General features: G+C 69.7%; 25 protein-coding genes. 12 read left to right on the top strand and 13 right to left on the bottom strand.

What is annotated here, in order from left to right; genetic code table 11:
* Window positions 1-5: 5 nt before the first annotated feature.
* Window positions 6-2,780 (top strand): FAD-binding and (Fe-S)-binding domain-containing protein, encoded by a 2,775-nt coding sequence (locus ACIBL3_RS32560; protein WP_396357611.1) that lies wholly within the window; start codon window positions 6-8, stop codon window positions 2,778-2,780.
* Between the two features lie 9 nt (window positions 2,781-2,789).
* On the opposite strand, the gene ACIBL3_RS32555 is transcribed toward ACIBL3_RS32560, so the two are convergent.
* The 3 genes from ACIBL3_RS32555 to ACIBL3_RS32545 all read right to left on the bottom strand — a co-directional run bounded on the left by ACIBL3_RS32555 (window position 2,790) and on the right by ACIBL3_RS32545 (window position 7,090).
* Window positions 2,790-4,916 carry a DEAD/DEAH box helicase gene (locus ACIBL3_RS32555; RefSeq protein ID WP_396357610.1) on the bottom strand — a complete coding sequence of 709 codons (2,127 nt, stop codon included), beginning with the start codon at window positions 4,914-4,916 and terminating at the stop codon, window positions 2,790-2,792.
* A 245-nt stretch (window positions 4,917-5,161) separates the two neighbouring features.
* A complete protein-coding gene (locus ACIBL3_RS32550; protein WP_396357609.1) occupies window positions 5,162-6,211 on the bottom strand; it encodes a hypothetical protein in 1,050 nt (349 codons plus the stop codon).
* 69 nt (window positions 6,212-6,280) lie between these two features.
* Window positions 6,281-7,090 carry an alpha/beta fold hydrolase gene (locus ACIBL3_RS32545; protein ID WP_396357608.1) on the bottom strand — a complete coding sequence of 270 codons (810 nt, stop codon included), beginning with the start codon at window positions 7,088-7,090 and terminating at the stop codon, window positions 6,281-6,283.
* A gap of 118 nt (window positions 7,091-7,208) precedes the next feature.
* Here ACIBL3_RS32545 and ACIBL3_RS32540 point away from each other — a divergent pair, with 118 nt between their 5' ends.
* Together ACIBL3_RS32540 and ACIBL3_RS32535 are read left to right on the top strand one after the other, a co-directional pair.
* Window positions 7,209-7,631, top strand: coding sequence for a cupin domain-containing protein (locus ACIBL3_RS32540; RefSeq protein WP_396357607.1), 423 nt, complete (start codon window positions 7,209-7,211; stop codon window positions 7,629-7,631).
* 79 nt (window positions 7,632-7,710) lie between these two features.
* Window positions 7,711-8,448 (top strand): hypothetical protein, encoded by a 738-nt coding sequence (locus tag ACIBL3_RS32535; protein ID WP_396357606.1) that lies wholly within the window; start codon window positions 7,711-7,713, stop codon window positions 8,446-8,448.
* A 6-nt stretch (window positions 8,449-8,454) separates the two neighbouring features.
* On the opposite strand, the gene ACIBL3_RS32530 is transcribed toward ACIBL3_RS32535, so the two are convergent.
* From ACIBL3_RS32530 to ACIBL3_RS32520, 3 genes are read right to left on the bottom strand one after another with little or no spacing between them, the layout of a single operon-like run.
* Window positions 8,455-9,384 (bottom strand): hypothetical protein, encoded by a 930-nt coding sequence (locus ACIBL3_RS32530; RefSeq protein WP_396357605.1) that lies wholly within the window; start codon window positions 9,382-9,384, stop codon window positions 8,455-8,457.
* The gene (locus tag ACIBL3_RS32525) at window positions 9,381-9,857 is read right to left on the bottom strand and encodes a hypothetical protein (RefSeq protein WP_396357604.1); all 477 of its coding nucleotides are present in this window, start codon (window positions 9,855-9,857) and stop codon (window positions 9,381-9,383) included. The genes ACIBL3_RS32530 and ACIBL3_RS32525 overlap by 4 nt, the downstream gene beginning before the upstream one ends.
* 2 nt (window positions 9,858-9,859) lie before the next feature.
* Window positions 9,860-11,056, bottom strand: coding sequence for a macrolide family glycosyltransferase (locus tag ACIBL3_RS32520; protein WP_396357603.1), 1,197 nt, complete (start codon window positions 11,054-11,056; stop codon window positions 9,860-9,862).
* Between the two features lie 116 nt (window positions 11,057-11,172).
* Between ACIBL3_RS32520 and ACIBL3_RS32515 the strand changes: the two genes are divergently transcribed.
* The 5 genes from ACIBL3_RS32515 to ACIBL3_RS32495 are packed head-to-tail and all read left to right on the top strand — an operon-like array spanning window position 11,173 to window position 17,490.
* Window positions 11,173-12,990, top strand: a complete 1,818-nt coding sequence (locus tag ACIBL3_RS32515) for an ABC transporter ATP-binding protein (protein ID WP_396357602.1) — start codon at window positions 11,173-11,175, stop codon at window positions 12,988-12,990.
* Window positions 12,983-14,764 (top strand): ABC transporter ATP-binding protein, encoded by a 1,782-nt coding sequence (locus ACIBL3_RS32510; protein ID WP_396357601.1) that lies wholly within the window; start codon window positions 12,983-12,985, stop codon window positions 14,762-14,764. Before ACIBL3_RS32515 ends, ACIBL3_RS32510 begins: the two co-directional genes overlap by 8 nt.
* A gap of 17 nt (window positions 14,765-14,781) precedes the next feature.
* Window positions 14,782-15,438: a transglycosylase SLT domain-containing protein gene (locus ACIBL3_RS32505; protein ID WP_396357600.1), complete on the top strand. Its 657-nt coding sequence runs from the start codon at window positions 14,782-14,784 to the stop codon at window positions 15,436-15,438.
* On the top strand, window positions 15,435-16,037 hold the full coding sequence (locus ACIBL3_RS32500; RefSeq protein WP_396357599.1) for a class I SAM-dependent methyltransferase: 603 nt from the start codon (window positions 15,435-15,437) through the stop codon (window positions 16,035-16,037). The genes ACIBL3_RS32505 and ACIBL3_RS32500 overlap by 4 nt, the downstream gene beginning before the upstream one ends.
* A gap of 10 nt (window positions 16,038-16,047) precedes the next feature.
* Entirely contained in the window at window positions 16,048-17,490 is a 1,443-nt protein-coding gene (locus ACIBL3_RS32495) for a M81 family metallopeptidase (RefSeq protein ID WP_396357598.1), read from the top strand.
* Here the strand turns inward: ACIBL3_RS32495 and ACIBL3_RS32490 are convergent.
* The 4 genes from ACIBL3_RS32490 to ACIBL3_RS32475 form a co-directional block, all read right to left on the bottom strand.
* On the bottom strand, window positions 17,487-17,822 hold the full coding sequence (locus tag ACIBL3_RS32490; RefSeq protein ID WP_396357597.1) for a hypothetical protein: 336 nt from the start codon (window positions 17,820-17,822) through the stop codon (window positions 17,487-17,489). The genes ACIBL3_RS32495 and ACIBL3_RS32490 overlap by 4 nt on opposite strands.
* A gap of 155 nt (window positions 17,823-17,977) precedes the next feature.
* Window positions 17,978-18,541, bottom strand: coding sequence for a GerMN domain-containing protein (locus ACIBL3_RS32485; RefSeq protein WP_396357596.1), 564 nt, complete (start codon window positions 18,539-18,541; stop codon window positions 17,978-17,980).
* Complete coding sequence (locus tag ACIBL3_RS32480; RefSeq protein ID WP_396357595.1) at window positions 18,538-19,902, bottom strand: ATP-binding protein; 1,365 nt, start codon at window positions 19,900-19,902, stop codon at window positions 18,538-18,540. Before ACIBL3_RS32480 ends, ACIBL3_RS32485 begins: the two co-directional genes overlap by 4 nt.
* A complete protein-coding gene (locus ACIBL3_RS32475; RefSeq protein WP_396357594.1) occupies window positions 19,899-20,600 on the bottom strand; it encodes a response regulator in 702 nt (233 codons plus the stop codon). Before ACIBL3_RS32475 ends, ACIBL3_RS32480 begins: the two co-directional genes overlap by 4 nt.
* Before the next feature lie 194 nt (window positions 20,601-20,794).
* Between ACIBL3_RS32475 and ACIBL3_RS32470 the strand changes: the two genes are divergently transcribed.
* Together ACIBL3_RS32470 and ACIBL3_RS32465 are read left to right on the top strand one after the other, a co-directional pair.
* On the top strand, window positions 20,795-21,106 hold the full coding sequence (locus tag ACIBL3_RS32470; protein ID WP_396357593.1) for an STAS domain-containing protein: 312 nt from the start codon (window positions 20,795-20,797) through the stop codon (window positions 21,104-21,106).
* Between the two features lie 13 nt (window positions 21,107-21,119).
* Entirely contained in the window at window positions 21,120-21,530 is a 411-nt protein-coding gene (locus ACIBL3_RS32465) for a hypothetical protein (RefSeq protein WP_396357592.1), read from the top strand.
* A gap of 10 nt (window positions 21,531-21,540) precedes the next feature.
* Here ACIBL3_RS32465 and ACIBL3_RS32460 read toward each other — a convergent pair whose 3' ends face one another.
* Both ACIBL3_RS32460 and sigJ read right to left on the bottom strand, forming a co-directional pair.
* Window positions 21,541-21,711, bottom strand: coding sequence for a hypothetical protein (locus ACIBL3_RS32460; RefSeq protein WP_396357591.1), 171 nt, complete (start codon window positions 21,709-21,711; stop codon window positions 21,541-21,543).
* Between the two features lie 222 nt (window positions 21,712-21,933).
* Window positions 21,934-22,848 carry an RNA polymerase sigma factor SigJ gene (gene sigJ / locus ACIBL3_RS32455; protein ID WP_396357590.1) on the bottom strand — a complete coding sequence of 305 codons (915 nt, stop codon included), beginning with the start codon at window positions 22,846-22,848 and terminating at the stop codon, window positions 21,934-21,936.
* A 106-nt stretch (window positions 22,849-22,954) separates the two neighbouring features.
* Between sigJ and ACIBL3_RS32450 the strand changes: the two genes are divergently transcribed.
* Window positions 22,955-23,392: a YybH family protein gene (locus ACIBL3_RS32450; protein ID WP_396357589.1), complete on the top strand. Its 438-nt coding sequence runs from the start codon at window positions 22,955-22,957 to the stop codon at window positions 23,390-23,392.
* Between the two features lie 14 nt (window positions 23,393-23,406).
* Complete coding sequence (gene wrbA, locus ACIBL3_RS32445) at window positions 23,407-24,015, top strand: NAD(P)H:quinone oxidoreductase (protein ID WP_396357588.1); 609 nt, start codon at window positions 23,407-23,409, stop codon at window positions 24,013-24,015.
* Here wrbA and ACIBL3_RS32440 read toward each other — a convergent pair.
* A complete protein-coding gene (locus tag ACIBL3_RS32440; protein ID WP_396357587.1) occupies window positions 23,993-25,192 on the bottom strand; it encodes a cation:proton antiporter in 1,200 nt (399 codons plus the stop codon). The two genes, wrbA and ACIBL3_RS32440, sit on opposite strands and share 23 nt — an antisense overlap.
* Between the last annotated feature and the right edge of the window lie 25 nt (window positions 25,193-25,217).

Below are 25,217 nucleotides of genomic sequence, written 5' to 3'. Positions count from 1 at the left end.
TGCGGATGAGCCAGGACGCCACAGAGCTCGCCGCTGAGTTGCGGTCTCGGGGTATCAGCGAGGCCGACGACTCGGCGCTGGCTCGTGCGATGTACGCCGGCGACGCGAGCCTGTACCGCGTGGTCCCGTTGGTCGTGGTGCGGCCGCGCCGTACGGAAGAACTCCTTGCCGTTCACGCGGCCGCGCGGGAGCTGCGCGTCCCGGTGACCATGCGCGGTGCCGGTACGTCGATCGCCGGCAACGCGGTCGGTCCCGGAATCGTCGTCGACACGCGGCGGCTCCAGCGGATCGTTGCCATCGACCCCGAAGCACGGACGGCGACCGTCGAGCCCGGCGTCGTCCACGCCGACCTCCAGCGGGCGGCAGCGCCGTACGGACTGCGGTTCGGGCCGGATCCGTCCACCCACACCCGGTGCACGATCGGCGGGATGATCGGCAACAACGCCTGCGGCTCGCGAGCACTCGGCTACGGGCGCACCGTCGACAACGTCGAGGGGCTGGAGGTCTTGTTCGGCAACGGCCAGACCATGTCCTACGACGCCAACGGGTCTACGCCCGAGCGGTTGCTGGGGTTGGTGGCGGACAACCTGGGGCAGGTGCGGACGTCGTTCGGGCGGTTCGGGCGGCAGGTGAGCGGGTACAGCCTGGAGCATCTGCTGCCGGAGAACGGTGGGCGGGTGGATCGCTTCCTGGTGGGTAGCGAGGGCACGCTCGGGACGGTGCTCGAGGCAACAATGCGGCTCGTGCCGGACGAGCCGGGTCGGCTGCTCCTCGTGCTCGGCTACCCGACGATGGCCGACGCGGCTGACGCCGTACCGGCGCTTCTTGCAGCCGTGCCGGGTCGCCTGATCGCTTGTGAGGGCATGGATGCGCGGATCGTGGATCTCGTGCGCAGCCAGGGAAAGCCGGTGCCGGAGCTGCCGAAGGGCGCCGGCTGGCTGTTCGCGGAAGTCGCCGGTGATGACGGGCCCGGCCTGATCGCTCGGCTTGCGGCCGCGTCCGGAGCCCTCGACACGAAACTGGTCACCGACGCCGGCGAAGCGGCTGCGTTGTGGCGGATCCGTGAGGACGGCGCGGGGCTTGCGGGTGTGAGCCTGCCGACGCCCGCGCATTCCGGCTGGGAGGACGCGGCGGTCCCGCCTGAGTACCTCGGCGCCTGGTTGCGTGACTTCGAGGAGCTTCTGGGATCGCACGGCTTCCACGGATACCCGTACGGTCACTTCGGCGACGGCTGTGTCCACTGCCGCATCGACTTCCCCTTCGAGGCCGGTCGGCCGGGGAGTGCGGCCGGCTTCCGGGAGTTCATGATCGAGTGCGCGACCACGCTCAAGAAGTACGGCGGTTCGTTGTCCGGCGAGCACGGGGACGGGCGGGTCCGGTCCGAGCTGCTACCGATGATGTACGACGAGACCTCGATCGGGCTGTTCGCGCAGGCGAAGGCGATCTGCGACCCGGACAACTTGCTCAACCCCGGCATCATCGTGGAGCCGGCATCGATCACCGACAACCTGCGCCCGGTGCGCCCGCGCGCCGCGGTCGAGCGTCCGGGCCTGCGGCTGATCCACGACGGCGGCGACTTCGGAGCGGCCGTCCACCGCTGCACCGGCGTCGGCCGCTGCGTCGCCCCGAAGACGACCGGCGTCATGTGCCCGTCGTACTTGGCGACCCGCGACGAGAAGGACTCCACCCGCGGTCGCGCCCGCGTCCTCCAAGAGGCCCTGGACGGCTCGCTCGTAAACGGCCTCGCCGACCCGGCCGTCGACGAGGCGCTCGACTTGTGCCTGTCCTGCAAGGGGTGTTCCTCGGACTGCCCCGCTACCGTCGACATGGCGACGTACAAGTCCGAAACCCTCTTCCAGAAGTACGACGGCAAGCGCCGTCCCCGCTCGCACTACACCCTGGGCAGACTCCCACGCTGGGCCCGCCTCCTGGCCCGAGTCGCACCCCTCGCCAACCTCTCCCTGCGCCTGGCCCCCGACCTGGCCAAACGAACCACCGGAATCGACCCCCGCCGCACCATCCCACCCTTCGCCCCCAAGTCCCTCAAGAGTTCAGCCCGCGATGTGGAGAGGCGTGGGGCGCCTGATGTTTGGGTTTGGGCGGATTCCTTTACGGACTACTTCTTTCCGCAATCCGGGATGGCGGCGATCCGATTCCTCGAAGCCACTGGGCTGACGGTGCGGGTGATCCCGGAGAACGCCTGCTGCGGCCTGACCTGGATCACCACCGGCCAGCTCGGGCAAGCACGCCGGATGATGGACCGGACCGTCCAGAGACTCGCGCCGTACGTCGCCTCAGGTGTGCCTGTGATCGGCTTGGAGCCGTCCTGCCTCGCGACTCTGCGCAGTGACGCGCTCGAGCTCACCGATGCACCCGAGGCACAGCAGGTCGCCGACGGAATCCTCACCTTCGCCGAACTCGTGACGAAGCTGGACCTGGACCTGCCTGACCTCACAGGCGTCGAGGTCGTCGCCCAGCCGCACTGCCACCAAAGCTCCGTCCTCGGCTGGACAGCAGACCAGAAGCTCCTGGAACGCGCCGGCGCCACCGTCACCAAGGTCCCCGGCTGCTGTGGCCTGGCCGGCAACTTCGGTGTCGAGAAGGGCCACTACGAGGTCTCGGTAGCCATCGCCGAGACCCACCTCCTCCCCGCCGTCCGCACCCACCCGAACGCCGTCGTCCTCGCGGACGGCATGTCCTGCCGAGTCCAACTCAACGACCTGACCCAAACCCCAACCATGCACCTGGCCGAACTCTTCGCCGCCCACCTCAACCAATAGCAGTTGCAGTCAGCTGGGGGTCTCGGTCAGGGCTTTGGTGAGGAGGGCGGTGAGGGCTTCGAGTTGGAAGTCGGCGGAGGAGGTGAGTTCTTCGTCGGAGCCGTCGAGGGCTCGGGCGGCCAGGCCCGCCTTGCTGTCGATCAGGTCGGCGATTCTCGTGTCGATCGTCTGGGCGGCGATGATGCGCCACGCGGTCACCGGGTCGGACTGGCCGATCCGGTGCACCCGGTCGATGGCCTGTTCCTGCTCGGCGTTGGTCCAGGACAGCTCGGCCAGGACGACGTTCGACGCGACCTGCAGGTTGAGGCCGACACCGGCGGTCAGCAGCGAGCAGACGGCGATGGAGACCTCAGGGTCGTTGACGAACGCGTCGATGTTCTTCTGCCGGGTGGTCCGGGACTGGTCGCCGCGGATCGACGAGAACTGGATGCCGCGCTCGGCGAACAGGTTCTCGGCCGCGTCCAGCACCTCGATGTGCCGGGCGAAGAAGACCACCTTGCCGACGTTGTGCGCCAACTGGGCGGCGTAGTCGGCGGCCATCCCGGCCTTCGCGGCGCCGATCCGGCGGACCAGGTTGAAGATGTTGTCACCGGACTTCGACTTGGCCGACTCGGCGCGCTCCCACTCGGCGACCCGGCGGACCAGGTCGTGGTCGATGCCGTCGGTCTCGTCGGCGTTGTCGCGAGCCGCGAGTACGGCGTGGTAGCGAGCGACCAGGCGGTCGGCGAGCTCACGCTCGGCGGCCCGGATCGAGCGGCCGGCGGCGTCGTCGAGCTCGACCGGCAGGTCGGCGACCCGGCGGGCCGGGATGTCGGCGGCCACGTCGACCTTGCGGCGCCGGACGATGCCCAGGTCGATCACGCTCGCCCGGGCGGCCGCGTAGAACCCGGGGTCGGCCGGGGTCAGGCCGGACTGCTCCAGCTTCTCGGTCAGCTCGGCGCGCGGGCTCTTGTCGTCGATCCAGCCGAGGAACTGCCAGATCGCCGCGAAGTCCTCGATGTCGTTGATCAGCGGTGTGCCGGTGAGGGCCATCAGCAGCGGCCGGTTGGTCCGGGACCGGATCCGGTCGGACAGGTGCAGCACGTTCTGCGAGCGCTGTGACTTCTTGTTCTTGATGAAGTGCGCCTCGTCGACCACCATGCCGCGGAAGCCGAGGTCGCCGAGCCAGCCGACGTGCCGGTCGAGCACCTCGTAGTTGACGATGACGATGTCGGCGAACCCGTCGATGGTGTCACCGTCGCCCTGGATCACGGTCGGCTTGCGCCGTGGCGTCCAGAGGCCGGCCTCGCGGGCCCAGTTGGTCTTGACCACGTTCGGTACGACGGCGAGCAGCGGGTAAGCGTTCGCAGCCTGCGCGGCCAGCAGCGCCTGAGCGGTCTTGCCGAGACCCGGCTCGTCGGCCAGCAGGAAGGTCCGGTGGCCGCCCGTGACCGCGGCGATCAGCCGGGCCTGGTGACGCATGAGCTCCTGGCTGTTCGCCGTACGCAGGGAGGTCGGCTCGGGCAGGGACTTGCTGGCCGAGGCGGTGGCGTACTCGAACGATTTGAACAGCGGGCCGAGCAGCTCCCACCCGGCCAGCCGCTGCGGACGGACCTGCTTGGGCGCGGGGGAGGAGAAGTCGGGCGCGAGGAACGGGTTGGCGAGCTGCCGCTGAACGACGGACTGCGGGACGACCTGGCGAGCCGTCGAGTTGGTCGTCGGCGCCGGCGCGGGGCGCTTCGGCTCTTCGGCAGGCGCCTCGAGGCCGGCGTCCAGCATCATCTCGCGCTTGAGCGCGGCGGCCGCGGGGGAGACGGTGGCGTCCTCTGCGAGCAGCGCCAGCAGCGAGGTGTCGCGGGCGGCGGTCTTGGCCAGGATCGTCGCGATCCCGTCGAGCCGCCGGAGCTGCTTGGTGCGGTCGGCCTCGGCGGCCGACTGGTCGGCGTTCACCCGGGCCCGCTCCTCGCGCACCAGCAGCGCGATGACCTGGAACTTCGTCCGCACCGACGGCTGGACGGTGCCCCGCTGGACCGCGCCCTCGACCTCCCGCACGGCGCGGGCGAGCACGGGCATGATCCCCTCGGCGTCGCGGACACGACGCCGGCGTGGGGTGGCGCTGCGCGTAGCGCCGGACTGGCGCTGGCCTCGTCGGGCCAAAGAATCCTCCTCGGTCTGCTGCGGCACCGGTGCCGCAGCCGAACACACCACCGCACGGCGACCCACCACGCGACGCGATGCCGAGTGGCCGGGGTGCTCACCGGCACTCGATGCTCAGGCCGGCGCTTCGACCGCGCTGGCTTCCGACGGGGCTCGCGGCCGCTGGACAGGCGGTCGTGAACTGCGTCGCAGGAGCACCCTCGCGGGGCAATCGGCGTCGTGAAGGGGGTTGCCGACGTTCGGTGCTATCTCAATCGTAGCCCCAGCCCGCTGTCGCGCCAGCCCGTGGGTGCGCAAATCGGCTGAGTACGGCGCAGGTAGGACCGCGCACTGATCGCCAAGGCTGCTCCCAGGCCACCGAACGCGAGTCCGCCGAAGACCACCATCCAGGCCAGTCCGCTCGCGGTGAACGGTCCCGGATCGCCGTCAGCCGGCGCTACGCCCGCCAGCGTAAGCGAGCCCCAGATGACAAGCGGTACGCCGTACAACGTGAGGCTGGCCGCCCCGGTGATGGCGGGCAGGAGCAGGAGCCAGCGGGGGAGACGGTAGGTGTGGTGGAGGGCCACGACCAGACCGGCGCCGGCCAGCGCGGCCAGGACGGTGATGTCGATGCCGGCGGTCTCCAGCAGGCGAGTCAGCCCCGATTGGTCGCTCTCGTCCATCGTCGCCCGCCACTCACCGCTCGTCACGCCCAGTGCGGACCCGCCGAGGATCCAGACCGTCTTCACGGTTGCCCACGGCAAGAGGCCGAGCAGCAGCAGGTACGACGTACGGCGGTTGCGCGCGGACGACGCCCGCCGGACGGGCCGGACCAGGGCTGAGGTGGGCCTGAGGGGCAGCGGGTGGTGGCCACCGCAGCGCGGGCACCGCTCCCGGCGGCGGCGCGATTGGGCCCGAGTGGTCGCGAACAGCAGCACCGCCCCGACCAGGGCCGCCAACTGGGTCACCAGGGCGACCGGGTGCTCGACAGTCCCGGACGCGACGATGCCGACGGCGCTCAGAGCCAGTCCGAACGTGCCGACCCCGGCCGTGATGGTCGCGAAGACCAGACCGAGTACTGCGCCCTTCGACGTCGACCGAGCCGAGATCACTGCAGCGACACACCCAGTCACCAGCAGCAGTGCGATCGCCGTCCCACCGGTCGCTCCGCCGGGCGGCTGGCCCTGCAGGTTCGCGACTGGGAAGCCGGTCCGGCCGCCACCGGTCCAGTGGACGGCGAGAGCGCCGTACACGACCGCCCAGAGTTGCGCGGCTCGGCCCACCCACTCCGGCCACCGGCGACAGGCTTTCAGCATGTCTGGAGCATGCTCCTGCCGCCGGCGTCCGGGATCCCCCACACGAGGGAACTGGGTCCCCCGTGCGGGTCAGGCCTCCGGCATCGGCGCGTCGAGGAAGGTGAGGACGACGTCGCGGGCCAGGTCCGTGCGGGCCAGGCCGGTGAAGTGCGTGGTCCCGGGGAACACCGCGAGCTGGGACGCCGGCACACCGACGAAGTCGCCGTTGACGTCACCGCCGCGCAACTGGAGGAACCGTACGGCGTGCTCCAGCTTCACCGCGTCGCAGTCGCCGACCGTGATCAGGGTCGGCGCGGCGATCCCGCGGATGTCGTCGTCGGACCAGCCGGTGACGCCCTTGTCGTACCCGCCGAGCTTGGTCAGCAGCGCCTGCAGGTGCTCCAGGTCCGGGTGTGGCGACTTCCGAAGGTACTCCGCCTCCATCGGCGTACCGGCGATCATCTCCACCTTCATGTCGCCGACCGCCTCGGCGTTCTCGGCCCGGTCGCCGTCCGGGTGGAACGACACCGACGAGATGATCGCCTTGCGGACCAGCTCGGGGTGCTTGATGGTCAGGTACAGCGCCACCGCGCCGCCGACGCTGAAGCCGAACACGTCGACCTTGGGTACGCCGAGGTGCTGCAGCAGCCCCACCACGTCCGAGGCCAGGGCGACGGTACCGAGCGGGCGGTCGATGTCGTTCGTGCGGCCGTGCCCCTGGAAGTCGGCGGCGATGACCTGCCGATCCTTGGCCAGGCTCGGCAGCAGCTCCCCGAACTGCTGCTCGATGTCGAACAGCCCACCGTGCAGCAACAGCAACGGCGTCCCGCCCGACCCGTGGATCTCGTAGTACATCTGCAGCCCGTTGACGGGCGCATATCCGGTCGTTTGCGCTGACACAGAAACCCCTCCCTCGTTGACGGTCCCCTCCCTATCAGCCCCGAGGGGTCATGTCACAGCGGGCCCAGGTGGGCGGTCATAGCTGGGGTACGAAGGCCCGATCGTCCTGGAGGTAGCGGTGACCACTGAGCAGACACCCCGTTCGAACGCCTGGCAGACGGCGCTGACCGTGCTGCAGGAGGCGCAGCCGCCGTTCATCCCCGCCGGAGCGCACGCGATGACCGTGGTCGTCGAGTACCCGCCGGGCGACCCGGGTGCGCCGCCGCACCGGCACCCCGGCGGACCGGCGTTCGGCTACGTGCTCGAGGGCGAGATGAGGTTCGAGCTCGAGGGTGAGCCGGAGCGGATCCTGCGCGCCGGGGAAACGTTCTGGGAGCCCGGTGGCGACGTCATCCACTACCAGGACGGCAACGCGCGCGACGACGTACCTGTTCGCTTCCTGGCGACCATGCTGTGCGACCCGAACCAGCCGATGCTCGTCCTGGTGGACGAGGACGAGCTGGAGGCGCGCAAGGACCGTCGCGCTCCGCGACCGTCCTGACCCGGTCGGAGCGACCTGCGTCACAACCTCGGGGTCGTACCTGTCTTAGTTGCAGGCACCGAGAGAACGGAGACCGCAGGTGGTCGACCCTGGGTACGGCGGGGATGCTGCCGCGTCGCTGGCGGAGATGCTCGACGAGCGCCAGCACCTGCTCGAGATCGCGCTGTGGATCTTCGGCTCGGCTGCGACGGCTGACTGGATCGTCCAGGAGACCTACCGGCGCTGGTACGACCTCGACGACGAGCAGCGGGTCGCGATCGCCGTGCCGCGTGCCTGGCTGACCAGGGTGGCCGGCGGCATCTCGCTCGAGCTGCTGGCGGCAGCGGCCACGGTCCCCGCGACCACAGCACCCCTCCGGGTCGCGGTACCGGGTCCGCCGCCGTCCAGCCCTGCGCCGGCGCTGCAGCAGCGGTCAGGCCAGTGGATGCTCGACCTTCACATGGCGGTCGTACGGCGGTTCGTCGCGGCCTGCCGGTCCGGAGATGCTGCCGCCTTGGAGGCGGTCCTTGCCGCTGACGCTGTGGTCGTGAGCGACGGCGGCGGCAAGGTGCGGGCGACGATTCGCCCTGTACACGGTGCACGCGCTGTGGCCCGGTTCGTGGCGGTGCTGCTGGGCGGTCTGCTCGGCGCAGAGCTGGCAGTGGAGCCGGTGAATGGCAGTCCGGGCGTCGTACTGCGGAGAGCGGGACAAGCTGTGGCCGTGATCAGTCTGAGTGTCGCCGGGGCCGAGGCGACCGGGGTGTGGGTCGTGCTGAACCCGGACAAGCTGCGGACGTGGCACCGGCGCACTGCGGAAGGACCGGAACTCGGTGAGTGAGCCAGCTCAGCCCGGCGCTTTGGCTCTGTTCGCGCAGTAGTCGCGGATCAGCTCGATCGCGGTGTCGGCCGTGCGCTCGAGGTGCGTGCGGCCGTCGGGTAGCTGCGCTGTCGGGCTGATGTAGCTGCGCGGCCCGACATGCGTCGCCGGGTCGAGCCGATGCACGGTGACCTTCCCGTCCCGGATCGCCCGGTTCCACGCGCTCCGGCGAACCACCCGCCACCGCTCAGGGAAGATCCAGGTGCCGATCCGCTCGATGCGGTCGCTCGCACTGGTGAGCTGATGCAAGTGCTCGGCGTGGGTGAGGTCGTTGGCGCCGTTGAGGAAGCCGCCGAGCATGATGAGCAGCAGCGGCGCGCGTAGTTGGGTGTGCAGCTCTTCGACCGCGCCAGTGGCGACCTGTGCACCGCCGCTGTAGCTGAGCAGCACCACCGGAATGCCGCTGTCCGGCTGGTAGCCCGCCAACTGGAGCTGCGTGACGATCTGGTTGCCGACCGCCCGGTTGTAGATCGGGCGGTACCTGTGGTCGGCGGCGACGAACGTCTGCATGACGTTGTGCAGGAACAGCAGTAGCCCGGCACGCCGCCGCAGCCAAGCCCACACGGGACGTTGAGCGAGCGGCGCCGCAAGTGGCGAGTACGGCTGCACCTGCCCGAGCACGCGCAGCTCAGGCGCCCGGGCGATCAGCGCCTGGACCAGCTTGCCCCCGTCGCGAGTGTCGCGGAACTGCCGCTTTCCAATGCCGTCGAGGTACACCAGGTAGGCGTCCGGCGGACGATCAGCCGCAGCGCCCCGCGCGTACGGGAGGTCCGGGGGTAGCTCGGTGATCAGACCGCGCCAGCCGACGCTGTACGCCAGTACTTCGTAGCGTGCCAGCAGCCCTTCGACGATGAGGGTCAGGCCGATCAGACCGCCCCACAGCAGGAGGCCGTTCATGCGACCGGCTCCGGGATGCGGATCGCGATCAGTGCCGCGACCAGACGCCGTACGAGGTCGACAACGAGGGCTAGGCCGAAGCCTGCCGCGGCCACGCAGAGGGCGCTGGCTCCCCAGCTGAGTCCGGACGCGTCTGCGAGGTGGCCGGTCAGGCCGGCGCCGACTCCGATGAGGAGCAGGAGGTGGAGCGCCGGCCCGAGCATGGGGAAGGCGAGGATCGCAGCGAGTACCAGCGGAGCGACCAGGGCGGCAGTCCACGCCAACTCCACAGTGCCGTCCGTTGCCAGCTCAGCGAGCGCTGCCGCAGTCAGTGGCCAGAGTGTGATCACGGTGGCCTCGACCAGCGCGCCGGTGAGCAGCAAACCGACGACATGCAGGTGCGACATGGACGGGCGGCGGGCTACCAGCGGCAGCACGCGTCCGGCGGCTTCCGACAGCCCGCCGATGAGGATCAGTACGACGACAGCCGACATCGTCAGCCTCGCCGCGACGTGGCCGGCTCGGCGGCCTGCAGGTAGCGCTCCAACTCGTCCACGGCCCGGTGGTAGCCACCGGCCTTGCGCTGTGCGCTCTGCAAAGCACTAGCGGCCATGCTGAAGCTGGAATCGTCAAGCAAGTGCCGGGCGAGGTCGCGCACCGTTCGCTCGACGACGTCCTGGCTGCGGATCGACAGACCGGCTCCGAGTTTCTCGACGCGAGCGGCGACCAGCGGCTGGTCGGCGCCCTGTGGGACCACCAGCATCGGCACACCGGCGTACATGGCCTCGTTGACGCTGTTCATGCCGCCGTGCGTGACGAAGAGCGATGCTCGGGCCAAGAGATCGAGTTGTGGCACCGAGCGCCGTACGAGCACGTTGAAGGGCAATGGCTCCAGCGCGGCGGGGTCGGTCTGACCGGTCGCGACGACCACGGTGCCGCCCAGTGGCGCGAGTGCGGTGGCGAAGGAGCGCAGTAGCTGTGGGTCGGCCTTGAAGACCGTGCCCAGCGAGACGTAGAGCACCGGGTCCTTCAGTTCGTGGGTGAGGAAGGTCGGGTCCGTCGGGCGAGCACCGATACTCGGGCCGACGAACCGGAAGGTCTGGTCGAACTCTTCGAACCCCGGCTGGAACGCCTGCGAGGTGTAGACCAGGTTGAGCGGCTGCTGGATGTTGCCCAGGTCGAGCAGTGGCACGCCGCGGACGTCGTACTTGCGGCGCAGCGTCGAGCGTGCCCGCACGTACCCGGTCAAGTTGCTGAGCCGGGCCGCGGACAGCAACTCCCACGACGCGCGCGTTGGACTGGGCACCTGGCGGTTGAAGGCGAAGGTGGTGAACGACGACACCGCCGGTACGCCGAGCTCGCGGGCGGCGATCGCGCCCCACGGACACGCCGAGTCGTGGACGATCAGGTCAGGCTGGATGGCACGCAGGTCGGTCAGAACCGTCGGCAGCACGTGTACGGCGGTGCGCGCGAGGCCCTCGAGCAGTGAGATCGGTGTGGGCGGGTCGGGAAGTGGCTGGTCGCCACCTGGATAGAGGCAGACCTTCGCCCCGGCGGCCTCGATCTCCGCGCCGAACGCGGGGGAGGTGTGGTAGCTGACCGAGTGGCCGCGCCGGACAAGCTCGGCGACGATCGGCAGGGTCGGATTGACCCGCCCGTGCATGGCGATGTTGAGGAACGCGATTGTGCTCACTTGCCCACCTCTCAGCTGTGCCCTCACCAGTAGGACCGGGCAGCTTCGCGTTCTGTGACGGGTGGTCGGCGGAAACTCGAATGCTTTTGTCGGTGGGGGTCGTTACGGTCAGTCGGGTGGTGACTCTGCTTCGGTACGCGCTGCGGGTTTCACCTGGTAGTACTGCGTTGACGATGAGCCTTGCCGTGCTCGGTTCGGTGCTGGGGATGGCGGTCACGCTGCTGACCGGTCAGGTCGTCGGGGCGGTGCCAGGTGTGATCGACGCTGCCCCGGGCGAGCCCACGCCCGGCGGGTTCGGCTGGTTGCTCGCGGCGCTGTTGGCCGTGTTCGTGATCGACAGCCTGACGCCGTCGATCCACCAAGTGGCGTCGCAGACCATGGACGCGGCACTGGTGCGTGCGATCGGCACCGGCATCACCGAGCCCTTGCTGCGCCCGCGCAGAGTCACGCACCTCGAGGACGCCGACGTGCTCGACCTGCAGGACCGAGCGAAGGGCAAAGGCGGCTTCCACCTCGCAGAGGGTCTGGGCAACCTGCCCTGGCTGCTCGCCAGCCGGGTCACGCTGATCGGCTCGGGCGTGATCGTCGGGGTGATGTTCTCCTGGCTCGTCGCCGCGATGCTGGTCGTGGTGGCGTTGCTGCTGGAGTGGCACTTCGGCCGCCTCATCGCGCGCGAGATCGACGTGTGGTGGGGCAACACCGAGGAGCAGCGGCGAGCGGAGTACCTGTTCAACCTGGGCATGCGCGACGCGCCGAAAGAGCTGCGTGTGTTCGGGCTGCACGGCTGGCTCGTCGACCGGTACGTGCGGGAGTGGACGCTGGGTTTCCAGGCAGTCTGGGCGCGGCGCGGGCGGAACGTGAAGTGGTCGATCCTGGCCGGCGGAGTGAACCTGGTCGCGACCGGCGCTGCGATCCTGCTGGTCGGTCGGGCTGCACTGGCCGGCGACCTGCCGCTGACCGAGGTCGCGACGACGATCCCGGCGATCCTGTCGATCAGCGTCGCGGCGAACGGGTACGGCGTCGTTCAGGTGAAGCGGGGGTTGTCGGCGTACCGGGCGATGGCGGAGCTGCCCGAGGCGATCACCGAGCGGCATCCGGAGCCGGCCGCGACCACTCGGCACCGGGTGGAGACGATGCCGGCCCGGGAGGTGCGCTTCGAGAACGTGAGCTTCCGGTACCCGGGCTCCGACGTGGACGTGCTCCGCGGCCTCGACCTGACCATCCACGCGCACGAGGCGCTCGCGCTCGTCGGCGTCAACGGCGCCGGCAAGTCCACGCTGGTGAAGCTGCTCGGCGGTGTCTATCGGCCGACCGAGGGCCGGATCACGGTCGACGGCGTGGATCTCGCCGAACTCGACCTGGCTGCTTGGCAGCGGCGGATCGCGGCGATCGTGCAGGACTTCCTGCGGTTCCCGCTGTCGGTGACCGACAACGTCGTGTTCGGTGCAGTCGAGCGCGCTGACGACGAGGTCGCGCTGGCCAAGGTCGCGCGGGAGTCCGGGATCGATCACGTGGTCCGCGGTCTCCCGGACGGCTGGGACACCGTGCTCGACAAGTCGTTCGACGGCGGCGTCGACCTGTCCGGTGGCGAGTGGCAACGAATCGCGCTGGCCCGGGCGCTGTTCGCCGTACATGCCGGAGCCGGGGTGCTGGTGCTCGACGAGCCGGCGGCAGCGCTGGACGTGCGGGCCGAGGCCGAGCTGGTCGAGCGTTATCTCGAGCTGACGTCCGGCGTCGCGTCGCTGATCATCTCCCACCGGTTCTCGGTGGTTCGCAACGCCGACCGGATCTGTGTGCTCGCCGACGGGCGCATCATGGAGGACGGCACGCACGACCAACTCCTGGGCGCGGACGGGATGTACGCCGGCATGTTCCGGCTGCAGGCCGAGCGGTACGTGACCTCACCGGACGCTCCGGAGGCCCTCGATGCGTAGCCTGCGGATCGCCTGGTTGTGGCTGTCCACCTCGTTCCGCGCCGCGCCCGGATTGATGGCGATCTCGACGGTCCTCGTCGCCGCGCGGGCGGTCGCGGCACCGACTCAGACGTACGGCGTCAGCCAACTGGTCGAGGGGATCGCGGGGGACCAGTCGAGCACGATCGCGCTCGGCATCGGCATCATCGTCGGCGGTCTGGCGATCTCGTTCATCGCCGACGTGATCGGCTGGCCGCTGCAGGACACCGCGCAGGAGCGGATGGCCGGTCGGGTGCACCGCGACCTGCTCGACGTGACGACCGGGATCCCGGGGCTGACACATCACGAGCGACCCGACATCGCGGACCGGCTGGAGTTGGTCCGCGAGCGCGCTTGGCGGATGGGCGTCGGGTCCGAGGTCCTGCTGTGGGCGTTCGCGACCGTGGCCAACACGGTGACCGTGCTCGGGCTGCTCGGGTCCGTGCATCCGCTGCTGTTGTTGCTGCCGTTGCTCGGTGCGGCTCGGATCTGGTCGGCGTACTTGAGCAGCACGCGGTCGCACAAGGCGTATGAGGACTCGCTGCCGCAGGAGCGACTGGTCGACCGGCTGATCGACGTCGCAAAGGATCCCCGGAGCGGGCTGGAGCTGCGTGTCTTCGGGCTCGGGCGGGTGCTGCTGGACCGGATCTACGCGTTGCAGACCGAGCGGTTCCGTCGCCGGGTCGCGGCGGCTCGCTGGGGCGGCAAGGTCGACGGGTCGGTGCGGCTGGTCTTCGGCCTCGCGTACGCCGTGGCCGTCGTCTGGGTGATCGCGCGGGCGCGCAACGGGCAGCAGACGGCCGGTGACGTCGTGCTCGTGCTGCTCCTTGCGCCGCAGGTGGATCAGATGACCGGTGGGATCGCGCGGAACGTCTACTGGGTCGGCGAGGTCGTGCGCAGCTTCAGCCGGTACGACTGGCTGCGTGGGTACGCGAAGGACAACTCGTGGCGGGCGAGCACCACTCCGGCGCCGGCTCGGCTCACGTCCGGGATCGAGCTGCGGAATGTCGGATTCGCCTACCCTGGCACGGATTCCGCCGTACTCGCCGATGTGAACCTGGTGCTGCCCGCGGGCTCGGCGGTCGCGCTGGTGGGGGAGAATGGCGCCGGGAAGACCACGCTGGTGAAGCTGCTCGCCCGGATGTACGACCCGACCACCGGGCGTGTGCTGGTCGACGGCGTGGACCTGGCCGAGATCTCACCGGACTCCTGGCGGTCCCAGCTGTCGGCCGGGTTCCAGGACTTCGTCAAGTTCGAGTGGACGGCTCGCGAGGTGGTCGCGGTCGGCGACGTACGGCGGGAGTCCGACGAGGAAGCCGTGCTCGCGGCGATCGGGCGCGGTGACGCGGAGAGCGTGGTCGCCGGACTGCCGCGCGGGCTGGACACACAGCTGGGCAAGAAGTTCACCGACGGCGTCGAGTTGTCCGGCGGGCAATGGCAGCGGCTCGCGCTGGCGCGGGCGTTCATGCGGGAACGGCCCTTGCTGCTGCTCCTGGACGAGCCGACGGCGGCGCTGGATCCGGAGGCCGAGCACCGGTTGTACGAGCAGTACGCCGCAGCCGCCAAAGTCGCCGCCGCCGAGACCGGTGGTGTCACAGTCTTGGTGTCGCACCGCTTCTCGACCGTGCGGATGGCCGACCTGATCGTCGTGATGCACAACGGGCGGGTGGAGGAGGTCGGCAGCCACGAGGAGCTCCTCACGGCGGGCGGTCGGTATGCAGAGCTCTTCGAGTTGCAGGCCCGGGCCTACCGCTGATGCTCTAGGTTGGGGACGTGGCGAAGCAGTGGGTCTGGATCGCGGTCGGCGCCGTCGCCGTGGGAGCGGTGGCTGCGCAGTGCGGCGAGACACCGGAGGCTGCGCAGGCGCCCAAGTCATCGGCCACCACCAGTCAGGCGCCTTCGCCGGCTCCGGCGACCAAGACGACTCCCAAGCCCTGGTACGTGGACTACGATCCGGCACAGTTCGCCGTCCAGGTTCGGAAGTACGCCACTCAGGCGGGGATCCGGCCGCAGTTGCTGATGGCAATCTTGTACAACGAGGCGTACAAGCCGCACGACCCGGAGCTCGAGCGGTCCTGGGCGCAGATCGACTCCGATCCCGCGTTCGGTATCGCGAACATGCACCGGCCGGCCTTCGACGAGACCAAGCGCGGCCGCGCGTTCGCCAAGCGGAAGTGGGAGGAGCTGCCCGACGACCCGGCGCTGGCCATTCAGGCCGCGGCCTGGCACCTGCACGACCTGGCCAGGCGGCTGCCGTCGAAGCCGACCGGTCAGTTGACCAAGGACGAGTTGCTTGCCTTGGGCTACAACGCAGGCGGCGGCAACATGCGGAAGTTCGCCCGGGGCGTGAAACCCGGCCCGCAGGCGCAGTCCTACCTTGACCGACTGCGCTCGAACTGGGACAAGTCAGGAGCGGCGGTCGGCACATGAGCCAGCACCAGCACGTCGAGAACGCGCGGTTCTACGAGATCTCCGCGGCGATCGGGTTCGCCGGTCAGCGCCGGCGGGTGTACGACGGCCTGGTGCGGCTGAGCGACGTACGTCCGGGGGATCGGGTGCTCGACGTCGGGTGTGGCACCGGGTACCTGAGCGGCCGGGTCGCGCGGGCGATCGGGCCGGACGGACAGGTCGAAGGGATCGATCCGTCACCGACGGTTGTTGTCTACGCCAACGAGCGGGCGACGTCGAACGCGTCCTTCCGGGTGGCGGGCGCGGAGCAGCTCCCGTACGACGACGGGTCCTTCGACGCAGTGGTGTCGTGTTTGGCCGTGCATCACATCGGCGCGTCCGATCGCGGTCGGGCGTTCGCCGAGATGTACCGGGTGCTGCAGCCGGGTGGCCGGTTGGTAGTCGCCGATTTTCGGCCGCCGACCAGCAGGCTGTCGCGACTGGCGGTCGGTGCGTTGAGCGGTCATGCGGCCGAGCAGGTGCCGCTGCTCGACCTCGCGCTCGACGCGGGCTTCGACATCGTCGAGACCGGCCACCGGCGGCCGGTTCTCGCCTACGTTCGGGCGGTCCGGCCCCGATAGGGTCTGACGGATGCAGCCCTTGCGGATCGGAATTGCCGGGATCGCGATCGAGTCGAGTACGTTCTCGCCGCATCGCAGTACGTTGGACGACTTCCGGGTGACGCGCGGGGCTGAGTTGCTCGCCCGCTACGCGTTTCTCGCGCCTGGGTCGGAGCTGACCGAAGGCGTCGAGTGGGTGCCGCTGCTGCACGCGGTTGCGGTGCCGGGCGGGCCGGTCACCGAGGAGACGTACGAGCAGCTGGCGGGCGAGATCTTCGAGCGCCTGCGTACGGCGGGACCGCTGGACGGAGTGTTCATCGACTTCCACGGTGCGATGACCGTGCTCGGCCGGACGGATATCGAGGCCGAGTTCGTCGCGGGGATCCGGGAGCTCGTCGGGCCGTCGACGTTGCTGTCGGCGTCGATGGATCTGCACGGCAACGTGTCGCGCTCGCTGGCGGAGACGCTGGATCTGATCACCTGCTACCGCAAGTCGCCGCACACGGATGCCTGGGACACGCGGGAGCGGGCGGCACGCAATCTGGTCGCCCGGCTGCGGTCCGGCGGGCGTCCGCAGAAGGCCTGGGTGCAGGTGCCGGTGCTGCTGCCGGGGGAGAAGACGAGCACGCGGATCGACCCGGCGAAGCGGATCTACGCGATGGTCGACGACGTCGAGGCGATGGACGGCGTACTGGATGCGGCGATCTGGGTCGGGTACGCGTGGGCGGACGAGCCGCGGTGTCAGGCTTCGGTCGTGGTGACCGGCGACGACGCCGGGGTCATCACACAGCAGGCGAAGCGGCTCGCCGACGCCTACTGGGATGCGCATGACGAGTTCGAGTTCGTCGCGCCGACTGGGACCTTGGAGGAATGTGTCGAGCGCGCGGTGGCGAGCACCGCGCGGCCGTTCTTCATCAGCGACTCCGGCGACAACCCGACGGCTGGCGGTGCCGGTGACACGTCGTGGACCTTGGACGCGCTACTCCGGATGCCCGCGATCACCTCTTCGGACCTGACCACCATCTACGCCGCCATCGTCGACCCCGAGGTCACCGCCGCCGCGACGAAGGCCGGCGTCGGCGCCACGATCGCCGTACACCTGGGCGGCAAGATCGACTCCGCCCCCTGCGGCCCGGTCTCCCTGACCGCTCAGGTAACCGCCCTTGACCCCGCAGCCGTCACCCTCACCACCGGCGGCCTCCACATCATCGTCACCACCCACCGCAAGCCCTACCACCTGGAATCAGACTTCACCGCCCTCAACCTGTCCCCCCGCACCGCCGACCTCGTCATAGTCAAAATCGGCTACCTGGAACCCGAGCTCTACTCCCTGTCCGCCGACTGGCTCCTGGCCCTGACCCCCGGCGGCGTAAACCAAGACCTCCCCTCCCTAGGCCACCAGAACCTCACCCACCCCATCTACCCCTTCGACCCATACATGGCGGCCCCGGAGTTGAACCCCGTCCTGCTCTAGGAGTCGAGGAGGAAGGTGGGGGGTTGGCCGGTTAGGGCGGTGGGGGAGGTTAGCCAGGTGGCGGTTTGGGTGGGGTGGCGGCGTTCTATTTCGGTGAGGAGGAGGTCGCGGGCTCGGGCGGCGGTGGCGGCGTCGTCGGAGTGGGTGGCGCGGCGGAGTTCGTCGGCGGTGGCGCTCCAGACGGCGTACAGCTGGGCGTCGCTCCAGGTGGTGAGCTCGATGCCGATCACCTGGACCGCGGGCGCGGGGCGGCGGCGTCGCTTGAGGACCCAGGGCAGGGCGATCAAGGCAACGACGATGAGGAGCAGGACGACCCAGGCGACGGGTGTCATGTCTGCCGGGTTGTCTGGTGCGTGGGCGGCCGCTCGGTCACGATCCTCCTTCGAAAGGTGACGTGCGGACCTGTGTAGCGGTCATCGTGGGTCCGCGCCCAGGTGCCCCGGACGACGACACAGAATCTCAAAGATCCCTCAGCGTCCTCGTCAACTCAGGGCACGCGCAGCGCCTCGTAGTCCTCCGCGGTGAGCGGCTGGGTGGTGACGGCGCCGTCGGCGAGCAGCGCCTCGACCGGCTTGCCGGCGCGGGAGAACGTGACCTCGTCGACGGACTGCAGAGCGGTGACGGACAGCACGATCTGGCCGACCGCCAGCACGTTCTGGGTCGCGGACCGGCCGTCGGTCTCGCCGGAGAGTTCCAGCACGACCCGGGTTCCTTGGATGGCGACGACCGTCAGCGCGAGGCCCGGCGGGAGTGCGGTGGTGATGCCATCGGCCTGCTCGGGCCCGGTCGGGCCGGTCCTCAACGCCTGGATCACTCCGTCGAGAACGCGACTCCCGGACACCTCACGGGCGACTTTGATCAGTCGGTCGTTTCGGACGTAGACCACCTGCACCGCCGTCCGCGCCGCGGTCGCGACGGATGTCGGTGTGTCAGGAGTCTGCAAACGCGAGGGAATCGACTCAGCCTCGATCGGCACCGGCTCGCTCTGCAGCGGTACCCCGCAACCGACAAGCAACAGCGCCACGGCGACCACTCCGGCGAGCCGTCTCACGGCGTCGCCTCCGGAAGCCGTACGACGAACTGCGCCCCACCCGACGGCGACGCCGTACACCACACCGCCCCGTCATGGACGGCTGCGGTCTCCGCGGCCAAGGCGAGCCCCAGCCCTGTCCCGGAAGACGATCCGCGCTTGGTCGCACCGGTGGCGAACCGCTCGAAGACCCGCTCCCGGTCGTGCGGCGGAATGCCAGGTCCCGAGTCGTTCACGAGCACCAGTATGTCGGAGCCGACCCGGCTGACCTCGACTGCGGTGAGCCCGCCGCCATGCGTCTCGGCGTTCTCGAAGAGGTTGCGGAACATCCGGCCGAGTCGCGGCTTGTCGGCCAGTACGACGACGTCGTCGGCGCCGGTCAACAGCGACGGATCGCGACCGACCTCCCCAAGTACCTGACGAAGAAGCGAACTCAGCTCGACCTGCGCACTCGGCCGGCGGTCGAGCCCGCCGTCGGCTCGGGCGAGCTCGAGCAGGTCGTCGAGCAACCGCCGGAAGCGCTGCAGGTCGGCGGTGACGAGGTCGAGCGCGCGCTGGGAGCGCTCAGGCAGCTCATCGCGCCGTGCATTGAGCAGGTCGACACTGCCGACCAGTGTGGTCAACGGCGACCGAAGCTCGTGGCTGACGTCCGCGGCCAGCCGCGCATCGCGATTGATGCGCTGCTGAAGCGTGTCGACCATGCTGTTGAAGGAGCCGACGATGGTCGCGAGCTCTGGGTCCTCGGTCGCGGGCAGCCGGGTGTCGAGGTCGCCACCGGCGATGGTCGCCGCCGCAACGGCGACCCGGTTGAGCGGCGTGACGACAGATCTGCTCGCCCAGAGACCGAGGGCCGCACCGGCCGCGGTCGCGAGCAGCGCGCCGCCGATCAGGATCCCGCTGAGCAACCGGAGGTTCCCTTCGAGCTCGGTCAGCGGCGCGATCTCGTAGAACTCGGCCTGCACCGCGGGCACCGGCACACCGACCACCAACGAGGGTCCGTCCGCCGACTGGAACCGCTGACCGGTCGCGCGCCCGTCCGCAACCTGTTCCCGCACACCAGCCGGTACGGCGTCGCGCCCTTCGTCGAGCGCGGACGCGTACCACCGCCCACGCCACTTCAGAATGATCGTGTTCCCAGCCGGCGTCCCGGTGGCGGTCAGTACGGCGGAGACGTCCGCATCGGTGTTGCGCAGCCGGCGCTGCACGAACGCGGCATCCTCGAAGGCCTGATGCTGGACGACGCGCTCGCGTTGACCCAGCAAGTACCCGCGGGCCAGCAGGTAGGTGCTGACGGCAAACACCGCCGACACCAGCAGCGCGACCAGACCGAGCGCGAGCACCAGCCGGTGCCGCAGTCCGGGAGTGCGCCCGCCGACTTTCATCGTGGGTCCAGCCGGTAGCCCATCCCGCGCACCGTCATCACGAGCTGCGGGCGTCCGGGATCCCGCTCGATCTTGGTGCGCAGCCGTCGGATGTGGACGTCGACGATCCGCTCGTCGCCGTAGTAGCCGTGTTCCCAGACCGACGCGAGCAATGCGGACCGGCTGAGCACCCGGCCCGGCGGCTTGGCGAGCTCGGCCAGCAGCCGGTACTCCGTAACCGTCAGGTTGACGTCCTGCCCGTCGAGCATCACCGTGCCACGCGAGGCGGACAGCACCAGGCTCCGCTTGGGGTCGGAGTCCAGCACGATGTCGGGCTCGGCGGCCTCCGCACTGGTCCGCAGCCGCCGGCGCAGGGCGCGCAGCCGGGCCGTGATCTCCTTGATCTGAAAGGGCTTGGTGACGTAGTCGTCCGCACCCGCCTCCAGTCCGGCGACGATGTCGTGGGTGTCGGACCGGGCGCTGACGACCACGATCGGGATGTCGCTCAGTCGCCGTACCTCACGGATGCAGGTGTAGCCGTCGATCTCGCCGAGCATCAGGTCGACCATCATCAGGTCCGGCATCGCGGTCCGGACCTGCTCGAGAGCGGACGGGGTGTCCGCCGCCTCGGCGACCCGGTACCCTTCGTCCTCCAGCGCCAGGCGCAGCACCTCCCGGATTCGATCGTCGTCCTCCACGACCAAGACCTGCATCGGCATCGTCACATCCTGGCAATCCGGCCGCGCGTTCTGACGGCCTGGGGCGGCATGTCATCGGATCGTAAAGTTCGGCTCGCCCGGCGTACGGACCCCGGACGGGTCGTCATCGGATCGTCAAGAAGGGGTACCCCGAATCTCAATGTCCAACGCGGAGAGTGGTCTCGATGCCCGCACTGCCCAGGGGATGGACCGCCATGAGCGATACCGCCCACAGCCCGCTTCCGCAGAAGGCGGTCGTGACGCTGTCCGACGCCGATCTCGACGGTGAGCTGTCCGCACTGCGCTGGCGGCTGCACGGGCTGGTCTTGGACGGCGCCTGCCTGGTCGTCGTCGACGTGTCCGACCTCGGGCAGATCTCGTCGACGCTGCTGACCGCCCTGCTCGACACACACCGGATGTGCCGTCGCCGCGGAGGTGGTGTGGTGATCCGGCGCGCCAGCCGGCAGCTGAGTGACGTGCTGCACCGGACCGGTCTCGACCGGGTCTTCGAGGTGGAGGCGGCATGACGGGTGAGCGGCGGTGAACCGGGCCGAGCAGGAGCCGAGAGGGCCGGAGTACGTCGATGTGACGATCGTCGAGTTCGCGTCGCACACGGCGTACCTGGACCCGCAGACTGGGACCGGCTACCTGGTCACACCCGACCCCGAGCGGGACATCCCGGCGCCGGACGAGCCGTTCGTCGGCGGCCTGTCGCTGCACACGGCCGACTGGCGTCGGGCCGTGAGCCACCTGGAGGAAGAGGGCTGGGAGCTCCTGTACGACGACGAAGGCAAGGTGGAGCGAGCGGGCCTGACCGGTGACGGCCGGACGGTGGTCTGCCTGTTCGGGCCGCCGGAGGGCAAGCAGCCGAGCCTGGAGACCCTCCGCCGCGCCCTGATCGCCCTGGACATGGCAGCCGATGTCGACCCCAGCACGCGGCACGACGACTGACGGTCTGTGGTTACACCTGCTGGGGCTGAGGCGCTTCCTGTGCCGCCTGCGACCACACCGGTGAGCGGGTACCGAACCAGGCGTCCAGTACGGCGTCGTCCCCGAGCGCACCGAACGGCGCCGGGTCGCTCTCCAGGATGCGGAGCAGCGCGAGCAGTCGTTGCGTGGTCTCGCACGTCATCGCGTCCTCCGAGGCGGTAGTCGTGGCACTGTCGTCAAACGATCACGGCAGGGGCGACCGTCTCGGCGCTGCTGCTCGGAACACCGATGTCTACCCACCACATCGGACAACGACCGGCTGCCGTTACAAGCAGTCAACTGGACACGCCGAGTAACCGGGCGGCGGCGTACTGGTCGTTCCTGGACTTCCGCTGCGGCTGGAGTCGGGTGCCTCGACCAGGAACTAGCGCGTCCAGGGCCGCAGCTTCTCCGGGTTGCGGACGGCCCAGATGTGCTTGATCTGGTCGTCGGCGATGTCGAACGCGATGACCGTGACGGTGACGCCGTCCTCCTGGGCGACCAGGCCCGGCTGGCCGTTGACGGTGCGTTCGAGCAGCGTGATGCCGGGTCGGCGCCCGGCCAGCGCGGCGAAGTAGCGGGCGACCTCCTCGCCGCCGGCGACCGGGTGGAGCTCCGCGCTGACCAGGCCGCCACCATCGCCGACCGCGACCGCGTCGGGGTCCAGCAGGGTGATCAGCGCCTGGATGTCCTGCGCCTGCCACGCCTCCTTGAAGTCCCGGACCAGGCTGGCGCTCTGCGCGGTGGGAGTCGGCGGCGTCTGGGCGTTGGCAATCCGGCGACGGGCCGAGGTGGCGAGCTGGCGGCAGGCCGCGGGGGAGCGGCCGACGATCTCGGCGACCTCCGGGAACGGATACCGGAACACGTCGTGCAGGATGAAGGCGACCCGCTCGGCCGGCGTCATCGACTCCAGGACGACGAGGAATGCCATGTTCACCGACTCGTCCAGGGTGACCCGGTCGGCGGGGTCGACGGACACGCCGGCCGACCGCCACTCGGTGCCGTCCGGCAGCGGTTCCGGGATCCACTCGCCGACGTACCGCTCCCGGCGGGCCCGGGCCGAGCCGAGCAGGTCCAGGCAGATCCGGCTGGCGACCGTGGTGAGCCAGCCGCCGGGCGACTCGATCGCCTCCTGCTCGGCGGCCGACATCGCGTACCAGCGGGTGTAGGTCTCCTGGACCACGTCCTCCGCGTCGGCGAGCGACCCGAGCAGCCGGTAGGCGAGGTTGATCAGCTGGCGCCGTTCGCTCATGATCGCGCTCAGGGCGGGGTCTCCTGATCCGGTCCCTGTGTCGGACATGCTGGCCACGATTCCCTTCCTCGGATCCGCCGTACACCCCTACGACGAAACGCCGTACCCGAGTGTGAGGTCCTCACACTTTCCAGGGCTGTCTCGTCGGAAGGGCATGAGCACCGAACAAGCAGTTGACGAAGTCGACATCCGGGAGCGGATCGACGCTTTGGTCGATGCGGTGCGGGCCAAGGACCTCGCTGCGGTCAGGACGATGTTCGCACCGAACCTGGTCTCGTTCGACATCGAACCGCCGCTGCGCCACCTGGGCGCGGGGGCGAAGTTGCAGAACTGGACCAAGGTCTTCACGGTCTACGCCGAGCTCGACTACGAGGTCCGCGACCTGACCGTCCTGGTGAACGGCGACCTGGCGGTGGCGTACGCCGTCAACCGCCTCAGCGGCACCCTGCAGTCGGGGGACCGCACCGGTTACTGGGTCAGGTGGACGGCTTGTTTCCGCAAGCTCGACGGCGCCTGGCTGATCGCGCACGACCAGATCTCCGTACCGACCGACTTCGCCACCGGGCGGTCGGTCCTCGACCTCGAACCCTGAAAGTGAAGGTATCTGTGGAACCCGTCAACGTCGCTGTCATCTATTACAGCGCCACCGGCACCGTGCACGCCCTCGCCCGAGCCGCAGCCGAAGGCGCCGAGAAGGCCGGTGCCAACGTGCGACTCCGGAAGGTCGCCGAGACCGCTCCGGACACCGCGATCGCGGCGAACCCCGCCTGGGGAGAGCACCTGCGCGACACCGCCGACGTCGCCGAGGTCGGTCATGACGACCTGGCCTGGGCTGATGCGGTGCTGTTCGGCACACCGACCCGTTTCGGTACGCCGTCCGCGCAGATCAAGGCGTTCATCGACGCGACCGGCCCCCTGTGGATGCAAGGGCAGCTGGCCGGGAAGGTGTACTCGGCGCTGACCGCCAGCAACACGCTGCACGGCGGCCAGGAGTCGACCATCCTTGCGCTGAGCAACGTCTTCTACCACTGGGGCGGCATCATCGTGCCTCCCGGCTACGCCGACCCCATCCAGTACCAGTCCGGCAATCCGTACGGCGCCTCCCACGTCACGTCCACCGGTCCGGTCAGCGACGTCGCCCTGGAAGCCGCCCGCTTCCAGGCCCGCCGAGTCGTCGACACCGCGACCGCGCTCAAGATCGGTCGGGCTGCCTGACCTCAGCCGGCTGCTTCAGCAGCAGCAAGGCAACGGCAGGGAACAGCAGGACGGACAGCAGTCCCGCGCAGACCAGAGCGGCGCCGGTGACCGGTGCCATCAGCCCGGTCTCCACGCCGATCTGGGTCGCGGTGACGATGAACGGCAGCGAGGTCGCCTGCAGCAACGCCACGGCGACGCTCGACCGAGTGCCGAGGGTCCGGATCGACAGTAGAGCGGGCACCCCGCGAACGACGAGCAGCGCGGCCAGGAACAGCGGTACCCGGGCGAGCGCCGCCGGATCGTCGACGAGACCGCCGAGATCGAGCCGCAGTCCGCTGGTCACGAAGAAGACCGGGATCAGGAAGCCGTATCCCAGGGCCTCCAGCTTGATCCGGAACCGCGGGTGCGAGGTCGTGTCGCGGTCGACCAGGCCGACGACCGCGCCGGCCAGGAAGGCGCCGAGGATTGTCTCGAGGCCGAACTGCTCGGCCAGCGCGACGAACGCGACCAGCAGGACGACGGCCGCTCGGATCCGGATCTCGGCCGTGGTGTCCTGCAACCGCACCAGCACCCCGCCGATCCGCTGCGAACGGCCGGCGGTGGCGACCACGATCCCGGTGACGACCACGAGCAGGGCGAACAGGCAGACCATGACGATCCGCTCGCCCGGACTCCCGCCTTCGGTGGAGAACACCAGCGAAAGCAGCAGTACGGCGGCGAAGTCGGCGACCGATGCCGCTGCGATGGTGAACTGCCCGACCGCGCCCTCGGCTTGGCGGGCGTCCTTGAGGACCGGCACGACCAGGCCGAGGGACGTCGCGGACAAGGTGACGGCGAGCAGCAGCGGGCTCTGCACCCAGCCGATCGCGTTGAACCCGGCGCCGGCCGCCGTACCCAACGCCAGAGTGACGAGGTAGCCGAGGACGGCGAGTCTGAGGATCTGACCGCGGAGCCGATGGACGTCGATCTCGAGCCCGGCCAGGAACAGCAGGAACGCGAGCCCGAGCAACGACACGATCTGCAGCGGCAGGTCCACCTCGACCAGACCGAGGCCGTGCGGTCCGACCACGATGCCGGCCACGATCTCGAGGACGACGGCCGGAATGCGCAGCCGTGGGGCCAGTCCGAGCAGGAGTGGTGCGAGCAGCGCGATCAACGCGACCACGAACAGGTTGGTGAATTCGACGTCCGGCATGATCCCTCCCTTGGGTGCTCAGTGC

It is taken from the genome of Kribbella sp. NPDC050124 (assembly GCF_044460355.1).
In the GTDB taxonomy this organism is placed as follows: Bacteria; Actinomycetota; Actinomycetes; order Propionibacteriales; family Kribbellaceae; genus Kribbella.
The sequence above is the reverse complement of the archived record's forward strand: the minus strand, read 5'-3'. Positions and strand labels throughout refer to the sequence as shown.